This window comes from Providencia sp. PROV205, from assembly GCF_028479505.1.
In the GTDB taxonomy this organism is placed as follows: Bacteria; Pseudomonadota; Gammaproteobacteria; order Enterobacterales; family Enterobacteriaceae; genus Providencia; species Providencia huaxiensis.
Genome location: NZ_JAMPNU010000027.1, coordinates 56,490 through 77,492 on the forward strand (window position 1 = coordinate 56,490; position 21,003 = coordinate 77,492).

At 39.1% G+C, this 21,003-nt stretch carries 18 protein-coding genes, 1 tRNA gene and 1 pseudogene; 7 read left to right on the forward strand and 13 right to left on the reverse strand.

Annotation, left to right across the window (positions count from 1 at the left end):
* Positions 1-126 precede the first annotated feature (126 nt).
* Positions 127-1,365: an imidazolonepropionase gene (gene hutI / locus PR800_RS15915; protein WP_102137600.1), complete on the reverse strand. Its 1,239-nt coding sequence runs from the start codon at positions 1,363-1,365 to the stop codon at positions 127-129.
* A gap of 240 nt (positions 1,366-1,605) precedes the next feature.
* Between hutI and smrB the strand changes: the two genes are divergently transcribed.
* The gene (gene smrB, locus PR800_RS15920) at positions 1,606-2,148 is read left to right on the forward strand and encodes an endonuclease SmrB (protein WP_102137599.1); all 543 of its coding nucleotides are present in this window, start codon (positions 1,606-1,608) and stop codon (positions 2,146-2,148) included.
* A gap of 18 nt (positions 2,149-2,166) precedes the next feature.
* Here smrB and sixA read toward each other — a convergent pair whose 3' ends face one another.
* The 4 genes from sixA to PR800_RS15940 form a co-directional block, all read right to left on the reverse strand.
* Positions 2,167-2,649, reverse strand: coding sequence for a phosphohistidine phosphatase SixA (gene sixA, locus PR800_RS15925; RefSeq protein WP_102137598.1), 483 nt, complete (start codon positions 2,647-2,649; stop codon positions 2,167-2,169).
* A gap of 360 nt (positions 2,650-3,009) precedes the next feature.
* Positions 3,010-5,232 (reverse strand): fatty acid oxidation complex subunit alpha FadJ, encoded by a 2,223-nt coding sequence (gene fadJ / locus PR800_RS15930; RefSeq protein ID WP_272531131.1) that lies wholly within the window; start codon positions 5,230-5,232, stop codon positions 3,010-3,012.
* A complete protein-coding gene (gene fadI / locus PR800_RS15935; protein ID WP_195697415.1) occupies positions 5,232-6,551 on the reverse strand; it encodes an acetyl-CoA C-acyltransferase FadI in 1,320 nt (439 codons plus the stop codon). Before fadI ends, fadJ begins: the two co-directional genes overlap by 1 nt.
* Before the next feature lie 273 nt (positions 6,552-6,824).
* Positions 6,825-7,121 carry a YfcZ/YiiS family protein gene (locus PR800_RS15940; RefSeq protein ID WP_166264544.1) on the reverse strand — a complete coding sequence of 99 codons (297 nt, stop codon included), beginning with the start codon at positions 7,119-7,121 and terminating at the stop codon, positions 6,825-6,827.
* Positions 7,122-7,474: 353 nt separating this feature from the next.
* Here PR800_RS15940 and fadL point away from each other — a divergent pair, with 353 nt between their 5' ends.
* Positions 7,475-8,794 carry a long-chain fatty acid transporter FadL gene (fadL, locus tag PR800_RS15945; RefSeq protein WP_206276407.1) on the forward strand — a complete coding sequence of 440 codons (1,320 nt, stop codon included), beginning with the start codon at positions 7,475-7,477 and terminating at the stop codon, positions 8,792-8,794.
* 570 nt (positions 8,795-9,364) lie between these two features.
* Here the strand turns inward: fadL and mlaA are convergent.
* Entirely contained in the window at positions 9,365-10,117 is a 753-nt protein-coding gene (gene mlaA, locus PR800_RS15950; protein WP_102137593.1) for a phospholipid-binding lipoprotein MlaA, read from the reverse strand.
* Positions 10,118-10,470: 353 nt separating this feature from the next.
* Between mlaA and PR800_RS15955 the strand changes: the two genes are divergently transcribed.
* The 3 genes and pseudogenes from PR800_RS15955 (at position 10,471) to PR800_RS19690 (ending at position 11,077) form a co-directional block, all read left to right on the forward strand.
* Positions 10,471-10,545 (forward strand) — tRNA-Arg (locus tag PR800_RS15955).
* Positions 10,546-10,645: 100 nt separating this feature from the next.
* A pseudogene (locus PR800_RS19685) lies at positions 10,646-10,855 on the forward strand (Arm DNA-binding domain-containing protein); the annotation flags it as partial.
* Positions 10,856-10,873: 18 nt separating this feature from the next.
* Complete coding sequence (locus tag PR800_RS19690; RefSeq protein WP_407072564.1) at positions 10,874-11,077, forward strand: phage integrase central domain-containing protein; 204 nt, start codon at positions 10,874-10,876, stop codon at positions 11,075-11,077.
* 155 nt (positions 11,078-11,232) lie between these two features.
* Here the strand turns inward: PR800_RS19690 and PR800_RS15965 are convergent, their stop codons facing one another.
* The 5 genes from PR800_RS15965 to PR800_RS15985 form a co-directional block, all read right to left on the reverse strand.
* Positions 11,233-11,580, reverse strand: a complete 348-nt coding sequence (locus PR800_RS15965) for a hypothetical protein (RefSeq protein WP_206276405.1) — start codon at positions 11,578-11,580, stop codon at positions 11,233-11,235.
* Between the two features lie 72 nt (positions 11,581-11,652).
* Entirely contained in the window at positions 11,653-12,075 is a 423-nt protein-coding gene (locus tag PR800_RS15970) for a GNAT family N-acetyltransferase (protein ID WP_102137590.1), read from the reverse strand.
* 108 nt (positions 12,076-12,183) lie between these two features.
* Positions 12,184-12,714, reverse strand: a complete 531-nt coding sequence (locus tag PR800_RS15975) for an MltR family transcriptional regulator (RefSeq protein ID WP_102137589.1) — start codon at positions 12,712-12,714, stop codon at positions 12,184-12,186.
* Between the two features lie 101 nt (positions 12,715-12,815).
* Positions 12,816-13,976, reverse strand: coding sequence for a mannitol-1-phosphate 5-dehydrogenase (locus PR800_RS15980; protein ID WP_206276403.1), 1,161 nt, complete (start codon positions 13,974-13,976; stop codon positions 12,816-12,818).
* 11 nt (positions 13,977-13,987) lie between these two features.
* Entirely contained in the window at positions 13,988-15,937 is a 1,950-nt protein-coding gene (locus tag PR800_RS15985; RefSeq protein WP_231068884.1) for a PTS mannitol transporter subunit IICBA, read from the reverse strand.
* A 632-nt stretch (positions 15,938-16,569) separates the two neighbouring features.
* Between PR800_RS15985 and PR800_RS15990 the strand changes: the two genes are divergently transcribed.
* The gene (locus PR800_RS15990; RefSeq protein ID WP_166264536.1) at positions 16,570-17,805 is read left to right on the forward strand and encodes an SLC13 family permease; all 1,236 of its coding nucleotides are present in this window, start codon (positions 16,570-16,572) and stop codon (positions 17,803-17,805) included.
* A 52-nt stretch (positions 17,806-17,857) separates the two neighbouring features.
* On the opposite strand, the gene PR800_RS15995 is transcribed toward PR800_RS15990, so the two are convergent.
* On the reverse strand, positions 17,858-18,595 hold the full coding sequence (locus PR800_RS15995; protein ID WP_102137585.1) for a cyclase family protein: 738 nt from the start codon (positions 18,593-18,595) through the stop codon (positions 17,858-17,860).
* Positions 18,596-18,821: 226 nt separating this feature from the next.
* Positions 18,822-19,664, reverse strand: a complete 843-nt coding sequence (locus PR800_RS16000) for a MetQ/NlpA family ABC transporter substrate-binding protein (protein WP_102137584.1) — start codon at positions 19,662-19,664, stop codon at positions 18,822-18,824.
* Between the two features lie 213 nt (positions 19,665-19,877).
* Here PR800_RS16000 and PR800_RS16005 point away from each other — a divergent pair, with 213 nt between their 5' ends.
* Positions 19,878-21,002, forward strand: a complete 1,125-nt coding sequence (locus PR800_RS16005) for a CMD domain-containing protein (RefSeq protein ID WP_272531132.1) — start codon at positions 19,878-19,880, stop codon at positions 21,000-21,002.
* Position 21,003: the final 1 nt, after the last annotated feature.

Below are 21,003 nucleotides of genomic sequence, written 5' to 3' on the forward strand. Positions count from 1 at the left end.
AAACGATGTAATTTTAATAGAAACAAACAAAAAACAGAAAATATTTAGGGCAAATTGCGGCAAACAACATTATTTACCGCTATTAATTATTATTATTTTCGTAGCTAGAACTGCGGGTCACATATATCACCCGTTTCGATGGGTAATTTTGCCTTCATGCACTCGAATGAACAATGGGTTACTCCCCTGCTCATAAATCATTTCGACTGGCTCTTGCGCGTTCCACACAACAAAATCAGCAACAAAGCCCGTTTTTAATTGCCCATGGCTACTTTCACGGCCTAACGCCTTCGCAGCGTGACGTGTCACACCTGCCCATATCTCCTCCGGTGTCAGCTTAAATAAGACGGCCGCCATATTCATAATAATACGTAACGAGGCAAAAGGACTGGTGCCCGGGTTAAAATCCGTTGAAACCGCCATAGGAACGTTGTGTTCCCTCAACAGCTCAATTGGCGGTAATTTGGTTTCCCTCAGAAAATAAAATGCCCCCGGTAGCAAGACCGCGACTGTTCCGCTCGCTTTAAGTGCTTTAACCCCTTCTAAATCTAAATATTCAATGTGGTCAACCGATAACCCTTTGTATCGGGCAACTAATTCGCTCCCACCTAGATTTGATAACTGCTCCATATGCCCTTTCACAGGAATGCCTAATTTCTGCGCTGCTGCAAATAACTTTTCGCTTTGAGCAAGGGAAAAACCCACGCTTTCACAGAAAACATCGACTGCTTCAAACAAGCCTTTTTCCCATAGTCTAGGCATGATTTTTTGGCAAATCAAATCAATGTATTCATCAGGTTTATCTTTATATTCAACGGGAACGGTGTGAGCGGAGAGCAAGGTTGAACTGACTGAAATAGGATATTGTGCAGATAACCGTTTTGCGACTTGTAACTGTTTTTCTTCATTTTCATAATCAAGCCCATAACCTGATTTCATTTCTATACTTGTCACACCTTCTCGAATTAATGCTTCGAGCCTTGGCTTAGCGCGTTCAAATAACTCGTTCTCGCTCATCTTACGGGTTTCACGCACAGTAGAATTAATTCCACCACCTTGAGAACTAATAGTTTCATAAGAGACCCCATTCATTCGCTGTTCCCATTCAGAAGCTCGGTCACCACCAAAAACTAAATGTGTATGGCAATCGATTAATCCTGGGGTTATTAATTTACCCTTTACATCAATAACCTGGCAGTCATTTAATTCAATTTCCTGAGTAGGAACAATTGCAACTATTTTATTATCACGGACAACTAAATCATGGTGTTCAACAAGCCCATAAGGGACTGATAGTTCTGGATCCATAGTGGCAATACGGCCATTACGCCAAACGATATCTTGAGAGTGTGTTTTGAATACCATCGTTTTTCCTATTGTTATTGAATTCATTGTTATTGAATTCAGTTTTAATCATTGTATTAATAAATAGTATAGATATGTATATACAATTAGACTAGCAAGTCCCCTTTTGTCAATGCTTACCTGTAAAAAGGTTATAAATATGTTACTTAGCGCGAACAATCTACGATTATCACCATTCATTAAAAATGAGTTACACTAGCAATCAGAAAAATTAATCACAAAAAATATATTATTAAAATTATGAAGAAAAAATTTGGTCTAGAAGATGAAGAGATCCGTCTTTTCAAAGAAGCCATTAATGGAGCAAAGAAAATCCATCAGGACCAAGTCCTGCACGCACCTGTTCGTGCCAAGGTGACACAACCATCAAATAAAAAAGTCATGCAAGAACAGGTTGACGCCTCTTTTTATTTTTCAGATGAATTTCAACCGCAACTTGAAAATGAAGGCCCAACGCGTTATTTAAGGCCCGACGCTAACCCTTATGAATTAAAAAAACTTCGTCGGGGTGACTACGTTCCTGAGTTGTTTTTGGATTTACATGGCTTAACACAAATGGAAGCAAAGCAAGAAATTGGCGCGCTTATTGCGGCCTGTAAGCGTGAAAATGTCTATTGTGCCTGTATTATGCACGGCCATGGTAAGCATGTTTTAAAGCAGCAAACACCGCTATGGCTTGCCCAACACCCTGATATTATTGCTTTTCACCAAGCACCTAAAGAATGGGGGGGTAATGCAGCATTATTACTACTCATTGAAACCGCGGAGAGCGCTCGCCGTTAAGCGCTCATCCGTTCTGTATTATTTCGCAAATAATAGTTGTGATGGACTCAACATCCATTCTAAATGACTTTTCTGATGGGCCACATCAATATCAACACATGCAACTGTTGATGTGGTGAACATCGGAGGTTCTTTATGTGGACATAGCTCCGACACTAAATACCCCACCAGCGGTAAATGAGATACAACTAATATCGCATTAGCGCCTAGCACAGCAAGATCTCGAATATGGTCAGCCACAAATGCGGCATTCCCTCCTGGCGTTAATTGCCCTAAAACCTCCGCCTTTACGGGTAAATCGAGGTGCTGACTCACAACCTGCCTAGTTTGTTCGGCTCTTAGATAGGGGCTCACTAACACCGAATCAATCTTAATACCTTGGTTCTGTAACCATTGAGCCATTAATACTGAGTCGTCTTTTCCCTTTTGAGTCAATGGGCGCTCAGCATCGCTAGGCGCTTGTATCGCTGCATCACCGTGACGCATAATGTAAACTTGCATAATCCACCATCTGAGTAACCTACCTTATTAAGGTGGCTATTCTTTTGTTGTTAAGATAATTGTTGTAAAAGTAACCATCAGTTGGGGTGAAATGTGATTCTGCATGAAATGACCAACAAAGAAAATGATTTGAGTAAATTTTTATGCATGTTTCTTTAGCAGGCTATGTTGCGAGCTAAATTTTGGTATTTATTATCAATCAGTTAAAGATAATATAATTAGTTATTCTAACTGTACGAACTTGGCTTAAAAAAGCCTGATAACCAAGGATATATTTGGTATCAGGCCTTGACTGGTTTTATTGAATCAAACAACCATTGGCTAACAGGCTACCCTGCTATGTCATGATTGTTGATGCTATTACTGTTCGTTACTTGATTTTGTTGCATTAACCCCATCTTCTGCATTTGCAGAAAAAAAGGTTCGATTATTTTCTGCCATGTTACATAGCAATTCACAAGGCTGGAATTTATCACCATATTTCATAGCAAGGTTATTCAGGGTTTCCACGGTTTTTGCAATCCCCAGGCTATCCATATACCTGAATGGGCCACCAAAGAAAGGTGGGAAACCGATACCAAATACCGCCCCGACATCCCCATCACGTGCACTTTTAATAATCTTTTCATCAAGGCAACGGGCAGCCTCGTTAAGCATCATCATAACGCACCGCTGTGCAATATCCGCTTTAGTCAATGTATCGTTGGGAACTACACCAATCAGTGAATAAATGGTTTTATCGACTTGACGCTTACTGGCTTTTTTCCAAAACCACAACTTATTAGTGTGGTGACCATATTCGTAAAAACCTTTGCCATTTTTCTTACCTTTACGGTCGTCTTTAACGACTTTGTCGAGTAAATCAGGGGCTTTGAAACGCTCACCAAAACGCTCAACTAAAATCGGTAAAATTTTAGTTCCTACATCAATACCGACTTCGTCTAATAGATTAAAAGGTCCGACAGGGAAGCCAAATTCGACTAAAGCACGGTCAATATGCTCTATTGACTCACCTTCAACAAGGCATTGGGCAGCTTCACATAAGAATGGGGCTAAAATGCGATTTACATAGAAACCGGCATCATCCCCCACGACAATTGCTGTTTTGCCTTGGCGTTTTGCTAGAGCAACAACGGTTGCAATCGTTGTTTCGTCTGTGTGTTGATGAGGGATTACTTCAACCAACGGCATTTTATCGACTGGGCTAAAGTAGTGTAAGCCGATGACTTTTTCAGGATGCGTCGCATTCTGTGCAATTTGGTGAATAGGTAAGGATGATGTATTAGAAGCAAAAATAGCTTGTTGTTTCGACATCTTTTCAACTTCAGCAACCATTTTTTGTTTTAATGCTAAATCTTCAAATACCGCTTCAATGATAACATTAGCGTTTTCCAGCCCTTGATAACTTAATGTGCCTGATACCTTAGCCATAACGGCTGCTCGTTCCCGGGCTAGTAACCGCCGTTTGATAACTCGCTGAGTCAGTAGGTCCCAGCTATAACGCAGGGCTTGGGTGACACCTTTGTCTGAAATATCTTTAATACGAACGGGTAATTTACCTTGAAAAGCGGTGACATAAGCAATTCCGCCGCCCATCAACCCACCGCCAAGCACACCAACTTGGTTAATTTTCAAGGGTGCAGCTTGCGCCCCCGTTTCATTTTTTAACGCGGTAACCGCAAAAAATAAATTACGTAATGCAGCAGACTCTGGTGTCATCACAAGCTCACCAAAGGCTTTCGCTTCTTCTGCATAACCGGCTTGCAACCCTTTATTCATTCCTGTTTTCACAACATGAATAATTTTTTCAGGGGCTGGGTAATGGCCTTTGGTTTTGCTGAGTGCTTTTTGTTTGGCGCTATCGAACACTTTATTGCGTAATAATTTGCTGCTTAATAAGCGCTGTTGCCAATGGATAGCAGGACGCTGAACGCCCCCTTTTTTCACCATTTTAACTGCAACGTCGAGTAAAATAGACTCAGGAACTACATTATCAACTAACCCTATTTTCAGCGCCTGTTTCGCTTTTAGCTGGCGGCCTGTCAGCATTAAATCCAATGCATGTGGAATACCAATCAACCGAGGTAAACGCTGCGTTCCTCCAGAGCCAGGTAATAACCCCAATTGTACTTCAGGCAAGCCTAACTTCGTTTTATCATCATTAGAACAAACCCTCGCATGACATGCCAAGGCAAGCTCTAGCCCGCCGCCTAAACACGCACCATGTATTGCGGCAATAATAGGCAATGGGTAATTATCGATTTTATCAAATAGTGCATGACCTGCTTTTGACAACTCACTGGCCTGAGCTTTATTTTCACAACCAGCTATCATGCTAATGTCTGCGCCTGCAATAAAACTGTCTTTTTTCCCAGAGGTGATAACTAAGCCTTTCAAACCAGAGGTAGACTGCGCTTGCTGTAAAACTGCAAGGAATTGCTCCGCAAATTCCGCTTTTAATGTATTCACTTTTTCATTCGGTACATCAATGAAGATGACCCCGACGTTTTCATCATGAATTTCTAAGCGAAAAGCCTGTTGTGTTTTTTCTCTTGCAACTTCTATAGCAGAATTTTGAGCCATTATTCCACCTCTAAGATCATAGCTGCACCTAAACCACCCGCAGCACAAGCTGTTGTTAAACCAAAACCACCACCCCGTCTGCGCAATTCATTTAGGGTTTGTGTCACCATTCGTGCGCCTGTGGCTGCAAATGGGTGCCCATAAGCGATAGAGCCCCCTAAGACATTAAATTTATCCATATCCACTTCGCCAATTGCGTTATCTATTCCTAATTTTTCTTGAGCGAATTTACGGCTACCAAACATTTGTAAATTAGCGAGTGTTTGCGCAGCAAAGGCTTCATGCATATCAATCAGGGATAAATCTTGCAGCGATAACCCCGCTCGTTTCAAAGCAAGCGGAGTGGCATAAGAAGGCCCCAAAAGCATATCTTCCCATACGTCTATCGCTGAAAACGCATAACTTCGAATATAGCCTAACGGTGTATAACCCAGCGATTTTGCTCGAGATTCTGTCATCATCAACACCGCAGCGGCACCATCGGTCAACGGTGTGCTGTTCGCAGCGGTAACACTACCGTGCTTACGGTCAAAGGCGGGTTTTAATTTCGCATAGGATGATAATACTGAGTTTGTACGCACATTGTTATCTTGGGAAAAAGCTTGCTTAAAGGGCGGCATATATGCGGTCATAACTTCATCATTTAAAGCGCCATTTTCCCACGCTTTTGTCGCTAACATATGCGAGCGATGAGCAAGCTCATCTTGCTGGGCTCGGCTAATTTGATAACTTTTCGCCATTTGCTCCGCGGTATCTCCCATACGCAGCCCTGTAGAATATTCCGCAACACCGGGTGCAACTGGCGCTAAATCCTTCAAACGTAATTTCGCTAACAATGATAATTTTTGCCCAACAGACTTTGCTTTGCTTAATGCTAATAACGTCTCGGCCAATTTTTTTGATACGCCAATAGGAAGCACAGAAGATGAATCTGCCCCGCCAGCAATACCGATAGAAATATCGCCTACCCTCATACTTTGAGCAACGTTAACAATTGCTTGAAAACTTGTCGCACAGGCTCTTGATACACTATAGGCATCTGTTGAGACACTCATCCCTGTACCAAGAACAATTTCCCGCGCAATATTCGGTGCTTCTGGCATTTGCACCACTTGCCCAAATACCAGTTGCTCAATCAGGTTTCTATCTAAATCATTACGGGCTAATAATTCAGCAACTACGGCTTTACCTAGATCGACTGCTGGAATTCCTGCGTATGCCGTAGATTGCTTTGCAAAAGGTAAGCGTAGACCACTGACAATGGCGATCCTTTCATTTGTTTTATCTGTATTTTCACCATGGTTGAGATGTTGATTCATGGTCGCTCCTGCTAAAGCAAAAATGAAAATTATAGTTAATTAGCTCTCTAAGCGGACAAAGAGGTCTGACCTGTAACAATTGTTAACATAAAATTCACAATTATCAATGGGTATTGATAAAAAATGCGAGCAGGTACGCAACTTAGAGTAAAAACCCAACAAATTGCAGCAGAGGAAAACAGGAGGGAAATAAGGAAGCCTTTTATCACTGAGCGTTAATCACGCCATCATTTTAGTGATAAAAGGCAAATTAGAGCAAATTCAATCGTTTGATTAACGAAGGCCTAATTGAAAAATCAAACTTTCTGCTTCACAGCTAAAACTAAACTCTGCCGTAAGCTCAACGCCACCCTCTACAGGCTTAATAGAATGGGTTATCGCACAAGGGTCTGACTCAACAGATTTTGCTTTCTCTGTGAGTGTTTTCAACATAGTTTCCGCTTCATTTTGTGTAGCGAATACATGCTGATACGAGGCAGTGCAGTCTTTATTATCTAATACTGTTCCCACATCTACGCAGCAGCAGGCTGCGGTTTCATCCGCGCTACAACGGTTAATCGCATCAGTCATTTTACTCTCCAAATAAACAAACTGTTAAGTCGCTATCATAACGCTGAAAAAGTGCTAAAAACTAGTGTGTATCAAAATATATCGCTAATAATTAAACATAAGTTTGATCTTACCCCGTATTCGTATACTTTTTGCTCCCAATTCGTCAGTCAATGTTGCCATTTTGTTAAATATGTCGCATTTTTGAAAACAAAGTCACAATAACTGCAAAACAAGCTTGCAACATATCAGGTGGTCAGACCTATACTCTAGTAACTGGTCTGATTTGTCATAACGGCAAGGGACCCTACAATTCTGCGCTTCTTGCGATAGAAGTCGCTTTATTCAAAATAAAACATAAGAGGGTTTTGGTCATGAGCCAGAAAAACCTGTTTTCTAGATCAGCTTTAGCAATAGCAGTGGCAATTGTATCATCCAACGCAGGCGCGGCTGGTTTTTTGCTTAATGAATATTCTACATCCGCACTGGGACGCGCGTTTTCGGGAGCGGGTGCAATGGGCGACAACGCAAGTGAGGGAAGCCGAAACCCTGCTGCCATGATGTTGTTTGATCGCCCTTCTCTTTCTGTTGGTGCCGTTTATATTGACCCAAGCGTTGATATCAAAGGTAAAGGAGGCTCTTTACTTGGTAGTAATACAACAGCAAATGATATTGCGCCAAGTGCTGTAGTACCCAATGCTCACTTTATCTTCCCAGTTAATGACAAGTGGGCTGTTGGTACTTCAATGACCACCAACTTTGGTTTAGCCACTGATTTTAATAAAAATTATGCTGCAGGCCCTATCGGTGGTAAAACAGACCTAAAAACTGTTAACCTGAACCTAAGTGGTGCATACCGCGTAAATAATAATTTCAGTTTTGGCTTGGGCGTGAACGCGGTATATGCCGATGCAGAAATTACTCGTCATGCAGGTGACCTTGGCGCCCTAGCACCTAAATTAGGCTTACCTTCGTTCCCTGCCAGCACTACCATGGCTAAATTAACAGGGGATGACTGGGGTTATGGTTGGAATGCGGGTATTTTGTATGAAATCAATGATGATAACCGTTTAAGTTTAAGCTATCGTTCTAAAGTTAAAGTTAAGTTTGAAGATGGCAAATATTCCAATGACATACCTAAATCAATAACTCAGTTACATGGTACTGGGGGTGAAAAAGTCAAAGGTAAGTTAGACCTTAATTTACCAGATATTTGGGAGTTCTCTGGGTACCATAAAGTTGCTCCTAAATGGGCTTTACACTATAGCGTTGCCTATACTGGCTGGAGTGAATTTAAAGAATTAACCGCCTATAGAAAAAGTGATGGCGAACAGTTATTCCATAAACCTGAGCACTTTAAAGATGCTTGGCGTTTAGCACTCGGTACCACCTATTTTTATGATGATAACTGGACATTCCGTACCGGTATTGCCTACGACCAAACACCTGTACGTTCAGATTACCGTTCTATTTCTATCCCTGACCAAGACCGTTACTGGTTAAGTGCAGGTACAACGTATGCATTTAATGAAAATGCATCTGTTGATGTGGGTATTTCTTATATGCACGGTAAAAAAGTAAATATTAAAGAAAGATTAAGTGAAGATGTTCCTGAAAGTATCCTCCCAGCATATCATTTCAAATCTGAAGGTTCTGCTTGGTTATACGGTGTAAACTTCAACTATACGTTCTAATTAATCGAATTTTTAAGTATCAGGGAGTTCTCTCCCTGGTACTACTATCAATGTCAATTGCCCCATCCCACTAATTTTCAAAACTTAACATAAATTTTCTTGACCCTCACCTGCATCATATGTAAATTAAATGTTAAGAACATGAGTTCACCTCATCATTTCTTTATAAAATACGCACTATCGCATTTTTAAGATAAATCGCTTTAGATTTCATTAGATTATCATTCATTCTCTGAATGTTCTTATTTGCAAGCACAACCCAATAGCATATTTTATACTGATGATATCCGCTAATATATATGGCTTTTCATCAAACTGTATTAATCACGCTATATTCTATTATTGGCTACGGCCGCGAAGGCATGTAAAAGAGGCAACAATGACTAAAACTTAGGAGGCTGTATGGGAACACTGTTTACTGTCGGTTTTATTGGTGTATTAGGGGTAATAGCCTTAATTGACACCGTCTCTCAACGAGGAAAGCGAGACAATGATTAGCTTTTTATTTATCACTCTCTAGTATCATTCGTATACAAGAGAGTGATAAACCTTCCAAAACAATTCAATTTACTAATCTATCGAATCAAGCTGGTCTTCAATCGCTGCCGCATTTGGGTTTTCTGTTGCTTTTAACGCGCCACCACTTGATAAAAAGTCATTACGTTGGAAATAGGCTTCTCGCATCATTAAGTACGGGTCTGAAGAGTTCTTCAATAATCCATCTGAATCTAATAGCCTTGCTCGGGTTTCAATTCCTTCCAGTGCCCATTTACCCGCGGACATCCAGAATGTGAGATAGCTTAGCATTGGATATAAATCATCAACTAAGTCCCCCCCTTGTTCCCTCGGTGTTGCACTGCCATACCCCGGTAACACCACATAAGGACCATAGCCCACATCGTAATAGCCTAAGGTATTACCAAAACGTTTTGGCTCTTCTTTCGCTAATTGAGGGTTTGCCATTGTCGCCACATCAATGAGCCCCCCCATACCGAAGACAGTATTAAGGAAGAAGCGGTTAAAATGTTTGAAACCTTGAGTCACTTCCCCACGCAGAAAGCTATTTAACATACTTGCAGGTTCTTCAAGGTTAACAAAAAAATTGGTTAATCCATTACGGGCAGGCATCGGGACATAATCATTCCAAGCAACAGCAACTGGCCTCAAGACATAAGGGTCAAGGACGTTATAGTTGAAATTAAACATTGCTCGGTTGAACCCTTCTAATGGGTCCGAACGTTCATGTGTTTCTGGATCAATGCTACTTGCACAACCTGCAATTAACACCCCTGCCAGAAAAACGCCCGTCATGCGAAACTTCATAACACTTCTCCATTCCCTGTACCGTCCTACTGCGGTACTTTTCCACTGTAATAACTGCTTTGCTTATAGTAAGGCGAAAAAAAGAATTATGTTAATCCTTTTGAGTTATTCGATTATCTTAAAGGCTAATTATACGCCATTTAATAATATTCTTATTATAAGAAAATTGAACAGTTAGTACAAAATAGAAATGCGCCCACCCAACCATAAAGATGATAATCACCCTATTTTCGAATGGAAAACAGTCAAATAAATATTTATGGAAGATAAATTCGATTATTTGTCCGTAACAACTTGATTCAATTAGACCTGAACAGTAAAATGCTTTCGCTATCGTAATTACGACTCCAAAAGTCCCCTTAGTTAAATGGATATAACGAGCCCCTCCTAAGGGCTAGTTGCAGGTTCGATTCCTGCAGGGGACACCATTACCACGTCTAAATACTTCCAATTTTTCAAATAAAAACAACAAATTAATTATTTTGACTTCCAAGAAGATCTAGTAACTTCTAGTGGGGTCTAAGTACTCATGTGTATAGTACTGTGAATAGTACTGTGTATAGGTCTAGGTTCGATAAAAAAACTATACACATTATGCTGCTCACTGATATCCAAATTCGTAAAGCTAAGTCTAAAATGATTTCATTTGGTGTGTATGGACAAATTTCTTTAGCCGATGCCAGAAGAAAAAGAGATGAAGCAAAAAGGCAGTTTTCAGATGGTATAGACCCAAGTGATGCGCGCAAATCGGAAAAGATCACACAAAAATACGCTGCTGGAAATACGTTTAAAGCGGTTGCAATGGAATGGCACTCATCAAAATGCTCTACATGGTCAAAAGGCTATGCGAGCGAAATATTGCGTTGTTTTGAAAATGATGTTTTTCCTTTCACACGAAATAAAGTTCTCAACCACGTAAAATTCACTACACCGCACCCGCCTGCACAATTTGGATCATAAAATTATTTCAGTTTCAAAGTGAAGTACATTTAGTGAATAAATTTATAATTATTTGAATATAAATAGTTTTTTTATTTTATGTGAGATTTTTACTTAAGAGTATGAGTCGCATAAAAACTGAAAAACTAAACTATTAGCCTCACTACCCAACTAAATTATTTGTACATTGCTTCATTTATCGTGCCAGATACGTTATCTAGGTCAATACAATTGAATGTCAGTGTTCTATCCGCCATCAACACCCTAATAGAATATAACTTCTCCATTGAAGCCCCTATTTTCTGTGGATATGCAGCGTATGGTGTCAACTGTTCTTTTTGCCACTCTTTGCAAGTGTTGAAATCACCTAACTCTTTTACTTTTATAAGCTGCTTATAAGGGCGTACTATTTCTGGCTTTTTATTGTTAGCTGACATCGCCTGTAGCTCATCCAAGCTATATGTCGTCGCCATTAAAGGCGACTGAAAACACATAAATAATATAACCACTAAGGCTCTTTTCATCTCAGCATCCCATCAATTAATTTCAGTCATGTTAACTTAACGGGTGTGCTAATTGAAGCAAACAAAAAATACCTACGCTAATTCAGTTTTAGTGAGATAATGCCTTTCCATGCCTTTCTCTGGGAAATCAGGCAATGACATTTGTTTCACATATCCTAATTTTTCATAAAATGGCAAGGCTTGAAAACTGAAGGTGTCAACTAAGCTATGAATACAACCTAGTTTAATTGCTTCCCGTTCAGCAGCCTTCATCAATTTACTGCCTAATCCCATTTTTCTGGCGTCCTCACTTACCCATAAAAAATCGATACAAAGCCAATTCGCCTTGACAGAAGCCAGTAATCCTCCAAGCATAACACCAGAATCATTTTTAAAATAAACGCCTAGCTCACCAAAACGTTCTGCACTCAAATATTGGATATTAAAACTACGTAACCCTGCAAGGAGTTCTTCTTTATCTTCAGTGGTGATTTCATGTGCAACAATAATATTCATTCGATGCTCTGCTGATACTCTGCTAATACTCGGCTAATAACGTGTTATTTCAAACATATTTACTTTGATAAGAAAACAGTAAAATAGGAGAGGATTGAATATGCTATTTTAAAATACATCAGTTTCTATAATTTGGGTAATTAAAGCCGTTACAGACAATACCAATGAAGATTTGATCATTTGCTGAAAACGGTGTTTTTGTAATTCAATTAATTGGTTATCGACAAGATCCTCTGGTTGATTGAATCTCATCATTTCTGGTAAAGGTTCCATACAATGGAGCATTTTAATACTGCCTAAAATTTCATCATCCGTAAAATTTATATTTAAATCCTCTGCCGATAACGATTCGTTTAAAGCAAGAAATAATTCTATATCTTCATAGGTTTCGCGAGAAATAGCCCCTAATGCAAATAGGAGTTTCAAACGAACTGATAACTCCCCTAATGGCCCATTTCCAGTTAAAAGTGGTTCAACGGCATACTTTACCGCATAATCATCCTTTCTAAAAACTTTTAACATTAATTTATCAATAGCTTGTGAAATTAAAACAACGACTTCTTGAACAAACAAATATACTTCTGGCCGTTGATTTAACCGCTCAAGGATCTGATTTTCAATGTTTTGTTTATTTTCCATATTAGCTTCTTTTATCACTTTACAGCTATACTACTTACTATCATACAGTAGATAGCCATAAAGTGACTGAACCTCAGTTAATCAATCTATTATCCGTAATATCACTTGTTACTCAATATCAATAACTGGTATTGGGAACTAATTCTATCAACAACCTCGGGATATTTCTCTAACCCACAAAGCTCAACAACCGCTTGATATATACCTTTATCAGCTATTAACTTTGCCATTTCATTTGCTTGAGGATCGGCTTCACATCTGAAATGCAATGCGGCAGCAATTCCTATGATCAGATTTTCATTTGGTAATTGATATTCTAATGTGCCTAGCAAAGGCTTAATTAAGCGATCATTAGAACTTAACTTTCTTATAGGCTGTCGCCCAACTCGACTAACATCATCTTTTAAATATGGGTTTGCAAAGCGACTTAGTATTTTATCTATGTATTGATTATGTATTTGTGAATCAAAACCATAACGTTGAATTAAAACTTGTCCACTTTCTTGCATAGCCGATTTAACAACAGTATAGATCCTCAAATCTCCAATTGCCTCGCTAATTGTCTGGTATCCATATCGCTGCCCTAAATACGCTGTCATTGCATGACCTGTATTTAATGTAAATAGTTTACGTTCAACAAATGCCATTAGATTGTTCGTCAATTCCATTCCATCGATAATAGGAATATCACCAACAAATTGTGTTCGGTCAACAATCCACTCGCTAAAGGATTCGACAGTAACATCAAGTGGGTCATCATTCGCTGCATCCATCGGAGGAACGATCCGGTCAACTGCGGAGTCTACAAAACCAATATGTTGGTCAACCCATTGATGTAATTCTTCCGGCAAATGAACCAACACATGTTGTTTTAATTGGCTAGTTCCCCTTACCATATTTTCACATGCAATTATATTGAGTGGCTGGTTATTTCCCTGCGATTTTCTATAAACTATGCCTTTAGCTATGGTTGACGCTATTTTTTCAAGTACTTGTGGCCCGACAGCAGTTGTAAGCATATCCGCTGTTGCAATAAACTCTATCGTTTTAGGGTCATTACTATTAACAGCGTGAATGTGTTGGACTTTCTCAATACGATTTTCCTGACCAACCACGTGAACATTATAAGATTGCTGATGCGCGAGTTGGTCAATTAATGGCTGATTAACATCCGTAAAAGTCACTTGTGAATTTGCGTCTGCTAATAATTTACCAATAAACCCACGGCCTATATTTCCTGCACCAAAGTGAATGACTTTCATTATTATTCTCCTTATGCTGCACTTTGAGACGCTAAAATTTCGAGTACTTCCTGAACATCTTGGGTTTCACATAAACGCTCAATAACCCCATCTTCATCTAAAGCGGAAGTAATTCGTGTGATAACTTCAATGTGCTCATTATTTTGTGCGGCAATACCAATAACTAGGCGGGCAATTTCATCGGGTTCTTCACCAAATTGTACGCCTTCGGGGTATTGGCAAATAACAATGCCGGTTTTTAATACGCGGTCTTTGGCTTCTATCGTTCCGTGAGGTACCGCAATAGACTCGCCAAGATATGTGGGAGTTAGTTTTTCGCGAGCTAACATCGCCTCAATATAGTCAGGCTCAACATAGCCACCCTCAACTAATTTTTGCCCCGCAAATTGGATGGCTTGCGTTTTATTCTGTGCAGATAGGTTTAAATGAATATGCTTTGCACTCAATGTAAATATCGCATCATCATAATTTTCTATTTCATAGGATTCATCATTTGCTGCAATAATCGTTTGCTTAATCAGTCGTCCGTCATTCGCAGCTTTAGGATTTTTTTTAGCTATTAAATTGGTGACTAGATCATTATACGTTTGGCTATCTAAGAAGTTTGTTAAAGAAATATGCATTGCATTTGGCGCAAATGACTGTGCCCTTTGTGTTAGATCTCTATGAGTAATAACAATATCAACGTTATCTGGCAGGTCGTTAATTGCCATATTAGTGACGGTAATATCGATTAAACCTGCATCTCGTACTTTTTTGGCTAATACCCCGGCCCCCATTGCACTTGACCCCATGCCTGCATCGCAAGCAACAATAATGTTGCGCACTTGAGCTAAATTGATAGAGGTATCTTTATTGGTTGAGCTTGTTGCTGATGACTTTGATTGCGTTTTCATATTGCGCATTTTTTTCGTCGCACTTTCGAGCTCATCATCATCGCCAATTCGTGTTCGTTTTAATAAAAGCACTGAAACGATAAAAGAAACAGCTGTAGCACTTGTGACTGATAAAATAACGCCAATAAGTGATGATTTAGGGGTCATCAGTAGAACTGCAAATATTGAACCTGGTGATGCAGGAGAGACTAAGCCCGCATGAAAAAGGTTCATCACAAATACCCCTGTCATCCCTCCAAGAATTACAGCAAGAATTAATCGAGGATTCATTAAAACATACGGGAAATAAATTTCATGGATACCGCCAAAAAAGTGAATAATTGCTGCCCCTGGTGCAGATTGCTTGGCATTACCTTTACCAAAAAACATATAAGCGAGTAAAACGCCTAAACCTGGTCCAGGGTTTGCTTCAATTAAGAAAAAAATGGAGGAACCTGTTTCAGATGCTTGCTGAATACCTAACGGTGAAAAAATACCGTGATTAATAGCATTATTGAGAAATAAGATTTTTGCAGGTTCAACAAAAATAGACGTGAGTGGAAGTAAGTTATTCTCCACCATCACGTTCACACCAGCCGCTAATATTTTGGATAACCCTGCAACAAGAGGACCTATCGCTAAATAAGCCAAAATAGCTAATAACATGCCGATAATGCCGGATGAAAAATTATTCACTAACATTTCAAAACCCGTTTTAACTTTGCCTTCGATCCACAAATCAAAACGTTTTATTGCATATCCGCCTAATGGGCCAGCAATCATTGCCCCCATAAACATCGGCATGTCAGCACCAACAATGACCCCCATTGTTGTTATTGCACCAACTATTCCACCCCGCTCTCCACCGACCAAACGGCCACCGGTATAACCGATTAATAGAGGGAGTAAATAGGTGATCATAGGACCAACAAGTTGAGCTAATGTCTCATTAGGCCACCAGCCCGTTGGGATAAATAACGCGGTAATTAATCCCCAAGCGATGAAAGCACCGATATTAGGCATAACCATATTACTGAGGAAACGCCCAAAATTCTGTACCTTTAATTTGATATTTGATGTTACCATGATAGAACCCCGTGGTACGAGAATGATAAAGTTGTAACGTTATCGCCAAATAACGTCTGTGATTTTTTCAACTCTTTCACTCTAGCATGAGCTTTATCAGATCCGCACCACGTGGGCCTTTATGTGAACAAGATCACTATTACCCCCCGGCTCACCCCACCTTTATATTGATGAAGATCACATAAAATTCATGTCACTAAATTACATTGCTCTTTTTTTACACAAAAAAACCATTTTTAGTGACATTAGTCACAGTTTAAAACTCGTTATTTATCTTAGATTAGTGATGAGCATCACAATTTATTTTCTATTTATCTTTTTTATCCTGTGGACTAATGTCAATTATCCAACTGTACAAGTCTCTTTTTATATTTTGTAATAAAATTACTAAACGTACTTTCTTCATTTTTCTTTGCATGCTGCAATAAATCACATTATCGTCTTTCGTAGTCAATGCCTGTTATTGCTATTTGAAAACTTCATTTTCTATTTCATTATTATCATCATCTTTTTGCGATAATCTTAAATTGAATTAACGACAACGTATTATTATCAATACATTATTTAACCTTGCTTCGTCTGGTCTTCACCGATAAATTACCTCTAATTTTCTTAATTAAAATGTGAATATCATGACGTCAACCGTTATTGTTTTTCTTTTGGTTTATATTGCGATGGGCTTTGGTAAGCTACCCGGCTTCAAAGTTGATAGAACTGGCGCTGCGGTTATTGGTGCCCTAGCTATGATGGCTATTGGTAGTATTACCCCTCCCCATGCATGGAATGCTATCGATTACCGAACGATTGGGATGTTATTCGGGCTTATGGTCGTTTCTGCTTCTTTTGTTGTGTCTGGTTTTTATAGCTGGACCGCAAATAAAGTCGCAATGCTAAAAGTTTCGCCCCCTATATTACTCGCTGTTTTAATTCTTGTTGGTGGCTTTCTTTCCGCATTGCTCACTAATGATGTTGTTGTTGTCGCGATGACTCCATTATTAGTATCAATTAGTTTATCTCGCGGTTTAAACCCAATTCCTTTTTTACTTGGCTTTTGTTTCGCAGCGAATAACGGGGCCGCAGGTTCATTAATTGGTAGCCCACAAAATATGATCGCAGCACAAGGGCTTGATATCTCGTTTGTTGGCTTATTACAGGCATCAGCAATACCAGCCCTGCTTTCCTTACCATTAACATGGTTAGTACTCGTTTGGTTATATCGTCATCGTTGGTATTTGACTAAAGAAAATACGCTCTCAACTCCCCCTAAATCAACCCAAGAAACATTAGATGTCTGGGAGACAGCAAAAGCGGGTGTCATTACTTTCGCAGTCATCATTACCTTTATTGTGACTGATATTCCTAAAGAACTTATTGCATTAACGGCTGCTGGATTTTTATTATTAAATCGATCTATTGCCTCGAGTGATATGCTTAAACTCGTTGATGGTAATCTTTTATTACTCATCATGGGGCTATTTGTTGTCAATGCCGCTTTTGCCGCCACAGGACTACCTCAGCAATTATTAACTGATTTGCGAAACTACGGTGTGGAACTCAATAACCCATTAGCCCTATTTTTAGTGACAGGCGTCCTAAGTACTATCGTTGGAAACAACCCTTCAGTCATGCTACTCGTCCCCTTCTTAACACCTGAAGGCAATGCCGATTCGTTAGGCGCTGCTCTCGTATTGGGTTCTGGTTTTTCAAGTAACTTACTGGTCTTCGGTAGCCTTGCTGGCATTATCGTCGTTGAGCAATCAGCGGCATATGGCGTAAAAATTTCTTTCGGTGAGTTCTCTAAATCAGGGGGAATTGTCGCGCTATTGTGTATGCTATTAGCCGCTGCTTGGATTTTACTTGCGTTATAGTCGTTTTAACCAATCTGCTATCACACTGGCAGATTGGTTATCATTATATTTCCTATGGCAATATCGCAAAAGAACGAACAGGAAAACCACTGGCATTATTTGGTTTAGCGACGATATTAAAAATTACCGCGCCACGTGTAGGCACTTGGTCTAAATTAGCAAGTAATTCAACTTGGTATGTATCTTGTTCTAATACGTAATACTCACCGAGTAATGCATTATTTTTTCGAAAATCTTTTGCAGCATCAGTATCAAATGTTTCATGTCCAATCGCTTTTATACCGCGTTCTTCAAATAAAAATTTGAGTGCGTCCATTCCCCAACCCGGTATTTGGTTATTGCCCTCATCATCTTTATTATCCATAAGCTCTTGTGATGGCCAACGCTTACTCCAATCCGTACGTAATGCAACAAAACTCCCTGATTCAATTCGACCATTTTTCGCTTCAAAATTAAGGATATCATCGAGAGAAAATGCAAAGTTAGGATCTTCTTTGGCCCTTTCTGACTGGTCAATAACAATCAGTGGCAGAACAAGTTCTTTTAATTCGAGCTCATGTAAATAACGTTTCCCTTCAACGAAATGACAAGGAGCATCAATATGGGTGCCATATTGCCCTGGAAATGTAAATTGCTGTGCAAAGAAACCTTCTGGATAGCCAAATAATGTTTTAAATTCGGCAGAGTCAAACATAAAAAAATGCGGTGAGTCTTTATCGAAGCTATGTGTCAAATCAACCCATTTTTTAGATTTTATTACATTAAATGCATCTATTAATTCATTGCTCATATTTTCCCCTGTCAGTTCTATTGTCTAAATAAACTTATCTACAGACTATTTTTATAATGCCTTTCCTAACCTATTAAATAACGAAAAAACATTCTGTTGTCTACAAATTCAACACGAATCTTTTTCATATTAAATCAGTAAGATATTTAATTTATATAGAAAAAACCACTAATTAATAAAAATTAGTGGTCAACGTAATAATCAGAATAAAAAATAGACTAGGATTTTATTTAGGATATTTGTTCCAGCTGTCAGGTTCAATAAAACCATCATAAATACGCTGCGAACGAATATAATCTGCGTACTCTTTAGACTCAAAAGCTTCTTTCAAATCTTTTGCCCACTGAGCATCTAAATCTTTTTGCATAACAGTCACAATAACGCGATGCTCTAGCGGTGAATTTTCTACAACTAAACCATCAGCAATACGTTGGCCAGCACTTGCCACATAGTTACCATTCACAACAACAAAATCAACATCATCTAATAATCGCAACCCTTGTGCCGCATCGGTTTCTCGAATATCTAAGTTATATTCATTTGGGGAGATATCATTAACACTAAAACTTAATGTACTCACATCTGGATTAATTTTTATCCAACCTAACTTTTCCAAGATCCTCGCGCCACGCTCTGCATTAACGGGGTCATTAGATAACGCAACAATCATACCGTCTTTCACTTCATCCAGTGTTTTATGTTTATTTGACCGCAGACTTTGAGGCGCACTCGGTGAGTCTGTCAATGCCACCATATTAATATTATTTTTTTTGTTATAAGCCTCCATATAGGCACGGCTTTGATTTACAGAAGCATCAATAGAGCCTTCTTCAAAAGCAGGATTTATTTGTCTATTCTGTGAAAATTGGCGCAAATTAACGGTATAACCTTTTTTCTCTAAAATCGGTACGATACCTTTGTCTACTTGGTCAATATAATTGCCAACACCAAAACCTATTGTAATTTGTTTTTTATTAGGATTATCTTTTTCACTATTATCGCCACACCCAGCCAGCACCGCTAAAGCAGTAGTAATTAAAGATAAATTTATTAATTTTTGTTTTAACATAGATAACAGCCCTGTAAAGATATTTTAGGCAGTATAATCATAATTAGAGAGTACAACTTAGACTATATCGTTATAACTTAATACTAAAGTAATATAAGAGTGGCATTTGATTCCTTTTGGTTATAAGCATATAACAAACAGATCGTTCGATTAGTGATGTGATTGATATGTAATGAAGGAGATAAAAAACATTTAAAAAAAGTGAGTTGCTTTATGACTATTTCCTATAATGATGTAATTAATTCTTTAACTAATTTAACACCAGATTCCAGCCTAGCTAAAATTCGCCATGAACGCGCGGTGGCGACTAAAAATACTCAAGCCGTATTTGAAGCCATTTTTTCTGCACCATCGACACTTCTCACAAATAATGTGAAATATTATTTTGCCTATGAAGTTGCAAAAATGACAGGAAGTCCCCGCCTAGCTGAATTTTATTTTCAATTAATAAACTCAATGCCTGATGAACCTCTTAGCAAACCACTGGCTACAGCAAAAGAATATCTGCAAGTTTTAACACAATCACCTAAAGATACCCATTACCAATTAATTGCTGCGTTAGCTGAACAAGGTTGGCAAGAAAGTGACATCATTTTACTTGCTCAATTAATAACTTATGTCACCTATCAAGCTCGGCTAATCGAAGGGGTTCTGTTACTGACGAATAGTAGTCATCTTACACATAACTCACCTAAAGTTGTGGCTGGTAAATGGAACCACCAACCATTAACCCGCAAAGGAAAACCTTCACCAACGGCTTTTACACAAGATAATTTAGGATGGGAAGCTTGGATTTCAGCAAGGGATGCAAAAACGCTATCCGTTGAAGAAGCCCAAGTCATGAAAAAATTTGGTCAATTAAACTCTGAATATTTTTTACTGCTCGCCCATCAAAGTAAAATTTTAGAGTTACGAACTTTAGTTGACCGAGGCGTGTTTTATACCTCAGAAGGGTTACCTCGCTGGGAACGTGAATTTGCTGCGGCCGTAACTAGCAAAGTTAATGGCTGCATATACTGCGCTTCTGTACATGCTAGAAAAGCCAGTCAGTATGCAAAAGAACGACGTGCTGATGTTGATAAATTACTAGCAACTGCGACGGGTTCAGTACTTGCTGAAGGTTTTGATGACAGACTCCTAGCCATCACAGATTTAGTCGCCTCTTTATCTGCAACCCCCATCCAAGCCACACCATCACAAATTAAAGAGTTACAAAACTTGGGTTTATCTGAACTTGAATTACTTGACTTAGTTCAATCAACGGCCTTCTTTTCATGGGCGAACCGCTTAATGTTATCGCTGGGTGAGCCCTTTGAAATAGTAGAGGATAAGGAGTAAT